This window comes from Phaeovulum sp. W22_SRMD_FR3, assembly GCF_052113705.1.
Lineage (GTDB): Bacteria > Pseudomonadota > Alphaproteobacteria > Rhodobacterales > Rhodobacteraceae > JBGQOG01.
This window is the reverse complement of the sequence record NZ_JBGQOG010000044.1, coordinates 1-2,965: the sequence shown is the minus strand read 5'-3', so window position 1 is coordinate 2,965 and position 2,965 is coordinate 1. Positions and strand designations below refer to the sequence as shown.

Sequence of the window (2,965 nt, the reverse complement as noted above, 5' to 3'; positions counted from 1 at the left end):
GACCGAATACATAGAAGCAGGGTCAGCGGCGCATCGACAAATCACTTGCAGGGGAAGGCAGTTCATACATACTCCCCAATGCTTGGACAGATTTCCGGGTGATTTAAGCTACTGCCTGCACCTGCTGATCGGTTTGGGTTGCGTTGAAGTAGACCACGGCGGGCGGTTGACCGCCATGGGCAGTGTGCGGGCGTTGGTGGTTGTAAAAGGTGATCCATCGCCCGATGCCAGCTCTGGCTTGCGATCCGGTTTCCCAGGCGTGCAGATAGACGCATTCATACTTCAGGGACCGCCACAGTCGTTCGATGAAGATGTTATCTAGGCATCGCCCCTTTCCATCCATCGATATCTGGGTGCCGCTGCGTTTCAGTTGGTCGGTCCAGGCGAAGGACGTAAATTGGCTGCCTTGGTCGGTGTTCATGATCTCGGGCGGGCCGAACTTGTGGATCGCCTCGTTCAGCGCCTCGACGCAGAAGTCCGCCTCCAGAGTGTTGGAGATGCGCCAGGCCAGTACCTTGCGGGTGAACCAGTCCATGATGGCCACCAGATAGAGGAAGCCCTTTCTCATCGGAAGATAGGTGATGTCAGCGCACCAGACCTGGTTGGGCCGGTCCACCCGCAGCCCACCGAGCAGATAGGGGTAGGTCTTGTGCCCCTTTGCGGGCCTGCTGGTGTCGGGCTTCTGGTAGATCGGCATCAGGCGCATGACGCGCATCAGCCGCCGGATGCGCTTGTAGTTCACGGGATGGCCTTCGTTCTGCAGGTGCCAAGTCATCTGGCGGACGCCGTAGAACGGTGTGTCCAGGAACTGCTTGTCAATCAGCAGCATGAGGTCGAGGTTCATCGCCGTCTCGCCCTGCGGCGCGTAGTAGAACGACGACCGCGCGATCGACAGCAGGCGGCACTGCGCGCCGACCGACAGTTTGGGATGGTTGCGTTCGATCATGCCCCGCCTCACTTGCCGATCCAGGGCTTGAGCTTTCGTGACAAAAAATCGTTGGCGACGGCCAGTTCTCCGATCTTGGCGTGCAGGTCACGGACCGTTTCTTCGGCGACCTCGGCCGCCACCGCAGCCTTGCCACCGCGTTCAAAGATGCCTGCGGCACCCTCCAGCAGCGACCGCTTCCATTGATGGATCATCGTCGGATGGACGCCATACTCGGCAGCCAGTTCCGACACTGTGCGCTCTCCCTTCACGGCCTCCAGCGCCACCCGCGCCTTGAACGCCGCATCGTGGTTCCTGCGTTTCGACATGTTCTGTTCTCCTCGTGCTTGGAGACCAGCAGACTTCAGATCGTAGCTTCCGTCACTGTCCGATTTTCGGGGTGTAGCTCAATTCCATCTGCGGAGCAAGCTCTACGAGCGCACCAGCCTCGTGATCACCACCAACCTCAGCTTAAGCGAATGGGCATCCGTCTTCGGTGACGCCAAAATGACCACAGCTTTGTCCGATCGGCTGACCCACCGCTGCCACATCCTGGAGACCGGCAACGACAGTTTCCGCTTCAAGGCCAGCTAAGCCGCCGCTGCGCGAAAAAGAAGGACACAGACCGTGCATTGATCCCACCATGACCCAAAATCCAAAGTCAGAGATGGCTCGCTTCTCGATGGAAAACCCGGCTCGGTTCTGGCTGGAAAGCAATAGATACCCTATCCACTGCGCCACATCGCGATCTTCCGCATGATGGAGCATATTGATACAGCGAGAAAAACACCCGTGACATCCGCCATAAAGTCACCTATTTCGCCATCGCGGCCGATGTAGGTTTGAATTACTTCGATCGTACCACCAAATATTATCGTTGCCGGAGCAACAACGGTCAGCCAGCGGGGACGGAGCAAAGCAGCCGGCACAACCAGACTACCGAATCCTAGCAGGTGCTGTACCTTGTCGCCCCATAAGGCGTCATTCGGCAGCAGCGGGTGGGGCGATAGGGTTGAAACGCAAATTGCCAGAACGAGCAATGCGGATGAGACGATGGCGATGAGCGTTGATTTTTGCATATCCGGAGGCTGACCACAGCATCCTTTCAAAGCCAACCAAACTTCGCGTGTTCAACGCCAAAATGTGGGATCGCCTGTAAAAATTGCAATCGCCCGCCTCGTGTGGGTTTTTTCATACTTTGAGACAAAAAATGGTCATCGCCAAGTTGGCGTCCGCGGGGCGCGGCCAATCGGTCCATGGAAATTTTCGTAGTATGTGTGCTTCAACCTAGGCATTCGTAAGCGTTTCCAGCCTCCCACCTTCCGGCTCTCATCCTGATCGGTTCTTTGGACCTTGGTGATTGTTGGAATGGATTTTCTCCATGGAGACTACATTGGAGGTTCTCCCGGTTGGCGATCGGAGCCGCCGGAACCGGAAGTGGCCAGATGAGGTGAAGGCCCGGATCGTGGCGGAGACGCTGACGCCGGGTATCACGGTGAATGCTGTCGCGCGGCGTCATGGTGTTCCGGCGAACCACGTTTCGGCCTGGCGGACGCTGGCGCGCAAAGGGCGGCTGGTGCTGCCGGCGCCGGAGGATCCGGTGGAATTTGCATCGTTGATGATTGGCCCGGTTGGTGATGGACCGCGTTGTGCCGTGGGCGCCGCGGACCGGCCCGAGATCATCGCGGGCGCGGTGGCGATCCGACTGGAAGCCGGAGCCTCGGCGGAGCGGATTGCGTCGGTCGTGCGCGCCTTGGCTGTAAGCCCATGATCTTCCCGTCGAACCGGGTTCGGATCATGGTCGCGACAAAGCCCATCGACTTCAGAAAGGGTCATGATGGCTTGGCAGCGCTGGTATCGTCTGTGCTGCGCAAGGATCCGTTCACCGGGACGGTCTTTGTCTTCCGGTCGCGTAAGGCGGTAAGCGCTGCTCTAACCCCACCTTCCTGCTGAATCCGTAAGCTGAGCTGCTGCCGGTTTCGTGGACAGCAGGTTAAGCTAGCATAGCGCGGGCCTCGAACTCCATCGGGCTGAGGTAGC

4 protein-coding genes and 1 pseudogene are annotated in these 2,965 nt (G+C 58.6%); 3 read left to right on the top strand and 2 right to left on the bottom strand.

The annotated features are described in order from the left end of the window. Window positions 1–103 precede the first annotated feature (103 nt). Window positions 104–1,254 (bottom strand): IS3 family transposase gene (locus ACEN2S_RS22940; protein WP_441870938.1). Its coding sequence is split into 2 segments (ribosomal slippage): window positions 104–987 and window positions 987–1,254, totalling 1,152 coding nucleotides; the frame shifts between segments, so codons are not numbered across the junction. A 70-nt stretch (window positions 1,255–1,324) separates the two neighbouring features. Between ACEN2S_RS22940 and ACEN2S_RS22935 the strand changes: the two are divergent. After that, a pseudogene (locus ACEN2S_RS22935) lies at window positions 1,325–1,519 on the top strand (ATP-binding protein); the annotation flags it as partial. A gap of 131 nt (window positions 1,520–1,650) precedes the next feature. Here ACEN2S_RS22935 and ACEN2S_RS22930 read toward each other — a convergent pair. Further along, window positions 1,651–2,004, bottom strand: a complete 354-nt coding sequence (locus tag ACEN2S_RS22930) for a teicoplanin resistance protein VanZ (protein ID WP_441870935.1) — start codon at window positions 2,002–2,004, stop codon at window positions 1,651–1,653. Between the two features lie 302 nt (window positions 2,005–2,306). Between ACEN2S_RS22930 and tnpA the strand changes: the two genes are divergently transcribed. Continuing rightward, complete coding sequence (gene tnpA, locus ACEN2S_RS22925) at window positions 2,307–2,696, top strand: IS66-like element accessory protein TnpA (protein ID WP_441870932.1); 390 nt, start codon at window positions 2,307–2,309, stop codon at window positions 2,694–2,696. Continuing rightward, window positions 2,693–2,878 carry an IS66 family insertion sequence element accessory protein TnpB gene (gene tnpB, locus ACEN2S_RS22920; protein ID WP_441870929.1) on the top strand — a complete coding sequence of 62 codons (186 nt, stop codon included), beginning with the start codon at window positions 2,693–2,695 and terminating at the stop codon, window positions 2,876–2,878. Before tnpA ends, tnpB begins: the two co-directional genes overlap by 4 nt. The last annotated feature ends 87 nt before the right edge of the window (window positions 2,879–2,965 follow it).

Bases quoted from the DNA above. Each gene is read 5' to 3' on its own strand.
- ACEN2S_RS22930 (WP_441870935.1), bottom strand. From the start codon at position 2,004: ATGCAAAAATCAACGCTCATCGCCATCGTCTCATCCGCATTGCTCGTT.
- tnpA (WP_441870932.1), top strand. From the start codon at position 2,307: ATGGAGACTACATTGGAGGTTCTCCCGGTTGGCGATCGGAGCCGCCGG.
- tnpB (WP_441870929.1), top strand. From the start codon at position 2,693: ATGATCTTCCCGTCGAACCGGGTTCGGATCATGGTCGCGACAAAGCCC.